This is a genomic window from Paraburkholderia tuberum STM678, assembly GCF_902833905.1.
Lineage (GTDB): Bacteria > Pseudomonadota > Gammaproteobacteria > Burkholderiales > Burkholderiaceae > Paraburkholderia > Paraburkholderia tuberum.
The window spans coordinates 1-2,357 of record NZ_CADFGP010000152.1 but is presented as its reverse complement, the minus strand read 5'-3'; the positions used below and the strand labels follow the sequence as shown (position 1 = coordinate 2,357).

Annotated in this window: 3 protein-coding genes; 2 read left to right on the top strand and 1 reads right to left on the bottom strand. The window is 55.5% G+C overall.

Translation table 11 applies throughout. The features are described from left to right. Positions 1–297: 297 nt before the first annotated feature. Positions 298–1,104: an IS5 family transposase gene (locus HWY30_RS40635; RefSeq protein ID WP_090812127.1), complete on the bottom strand. Its 807-nt coding sequence runs from the start codon at positions 1,102–1,104 to the stop codon at positions 298–300. 509 nt (positions 1,105–1,613) lie between these two features. On the opposite strand from HWY30_RS40635, the gene HWY30_RS40630 reads away from it, so the two are divergent. Both HWY30_RS40630 and HWY30_RS40625 read left to right on the top strand, forming a co-directional pair. Next, positions 1,614–2,219, top strand: a complete 606-nt coding sequence (locus HWY30_RS40630; RefSeq protein WP_090812126.1) for an MBL fold metallo-hydrolase — start codon at positions 1,614–1,616, stop codon at positions 2,217–2,219. 32 nt (positions 2,220–2,251) lie between these two features. After that, positions 2,252–2,357 (top strand): helix-turn-helix domain-containing protein (locus HWY30_RS40625; RefSeq protein ID WP_176078980.1); only part of this gene is annotated, 106 nt, incomplete at its 3' end.

Sequence of the window (2,357 nt, the reverse complement as noted above, 5' to 3'; positions counted from 1 at the left end):
AGGCATCACGCGCTCAACAACCTACAGGAGCCACCATGAAATCCAAGCCCTTCACGTGATCAAAAACGGCTTGACATACAAGTCCCCATAGAAGCCGACGTTCGCGCATCGAAGCTGATATGCCGGCTCACTGTTTCTCACCGGTCGTTCGTCAAGGTCCCGGGATGAACGTCCAACGAATGGGTAGTTTCGACCCGGAACGGTCCTTCGAGCCCCCGCCTACTAAAAGGCAGCTCCTGGACTACAACGGCCGTTCGCCGGCCCAGTTTGTCGGCGGATCATCGGCCTTAGAGGGTGTTAGGAACTTTTGTTAAGGCCTGCAAAGTGAACAAGCATAAGCACGGAGAATACGACGAAATGCAAACCGGCCAAGGTTTCAGGCAATCGCTCATAGTCTCTGGCCAGTCGGCGGAAGCGGTTGAGCCAGCCGAAGCTGCGCTCGACCACCCAACGGCGCGGCAACAGCACGAAGCCCTTTTTCGCCTCCGACAGCTTGATTACCCGAAGCTCTATTCCTTCGTCGAGTGCTGCCTGCGCAGGCTCTTCGCCGGTGTATCCCTGGTCCGCGAACGCCACCTTGACCGTCTGGCCGGTGGCCTGCTGAACCTGACGGGCCAGTTCTCCGACCTGCGCGCGTTCCTGTTCGTTGGCCGGCGTAACATGCACAGCAAGCAGTTGCCCCAAAGTATCAACCGCCATGTGGACCTTACTGCCGCGTTTGCGCTTGTAACCGTCGTAACCGGCGCGAGGTCCACTTTCGCAGGTCGACTGCAGCGTCCGTCCGTCGAGAATGACCGCGCTGGGTTGGCCACGACGCTCCTGCGCGATCCGGATGATCGAACGCAGGTCATTGACCATAGCCTCGAAACAGCCGGCCTGAATCCAGCGTTGCGTCTGCTGGTAGACCAGTTCCCAGGGCGGAAAGTCATTTGGCAACAAACGCCATGGTGCACCCGCGCGTACGATCCAGCGCAGCGCGTTGAACATCTCGCGCAGTTCGTAACGGCGTTGCGGTGCGTCCTTGTTCATCAAGGTCAGGTACGGAGCGGCGAAGTACCATTCTTCGTCCGACACATCCGTTGGGTATGGCCTGCGTTTTTTCATCCTGCCAGGATACCAGGTCCGACAAAAAGTGCCTAACACCCTCTAGCTGACGCTCGGGTATTGCCACGCATAAGACGGCTACTGGGTGTTTTCCGGACCTTCGCACTGAAGGAATCGCAACCATCCGGTCGCCTTGCTTCATCTACCCCACATCGGGCATTTGTGCCACTATAATTTCGTACCGCTTCGTGCTCATGTTGGACAGGGCGACGCGGTTATCCTTAGAGGCAGCGGTGTCCGTCAAAATTCCTCTGCGGCTCAAGGTTAAGGCGTCATGTCTTCTGCGTGGTGTTATGCAGCCAGGCATAGTTGAAGATATTCTGCTCGTCAGCGTGGAGACAACAACGCGGAGCCGTGAATGCGCAGCGAGATCCGCGCTGCCGCTCAGCGTACAGGTGTGCAGGTACCGAGGCTGCGCGTATTTTTAGACACAAACCGAGGTATGTGTCTGCGGTTGCGAGAAGACATATCAACTAATAACTGAGAGAGCCAGACTGGCGTGCTTCAGCATGAAAATGAGCATCAACGCGCTTCAGGTCAAACACGGGGATTCGATCGTCATCGAAATCGAATGGGCCACCGACAAGGTCTTTCGGATTCTGGTTGACGGTGGTCCTCCTGGAGTTATCGCCAAGATAAATATCCCGGCTCTGAAGAGTCATCAAGCGAAAGCCTTGACCAGCGCGTTGGACTCGTATCGTGACGCAGGCTTGTCACTCGACCTTACCGTTCTGACGCACATAGATTCTGATCATATCGGCGGATTGTTGGCGGCCTACAAACGCGAGGACTATAGGCGCGTCCTTGGCACTGGTATCTGGTTTAACTCGGCACGTCTGATCGCATCCGAGCTAACCACCGTGCAGTCTGATGGATCAGATTTTGCCATCGACCAAATCTCTGGTCCGGAGACCAGTGTGAAGCAAGCGGCTGATCTGGACGACCTACTCGATGAATTAAAGCCAACTCGACGCTTGGTTATTGCCGGGCAGCAGATGCAATATGAATGGGGGACCATTGATATTTTGTCTCCGACGTCGACCCAGTTGAACGAGTTGGCCGTTAAGTGGGAGATGGAAGTTCCAAGCAAAGAAACATGGCGCGATCAAATTTGAAGTGCAACACCTTGCTCGTGTAAGGTGTGCCAATGCAAAAAAGAAGTTACCAACAACTGCAGCCTGAAGAACGCATGACGATTGCAAGCATGAAGCAGCAGGGTTCGAGTGTTCGGGCCATGGCCCGAACACTCGGCC

Excerpts from the sequence above, each read along its gene's own strand:
- HWY30_RS40630 (WP_090812126.1), top strand. The coding sequence starts at position 1,614 with ATGAAAATGAGCATCAACGCGCTTCAGGTCAAACACGGGGATTCGATC.
- HWY30_RS40635 (WP_090812127.1), bottom strand. The coding sequence starts at position 1,104 with ATGAAAAAACGCAGGCCATACCCAACGGATGTGTCGGACGAAGAATGG.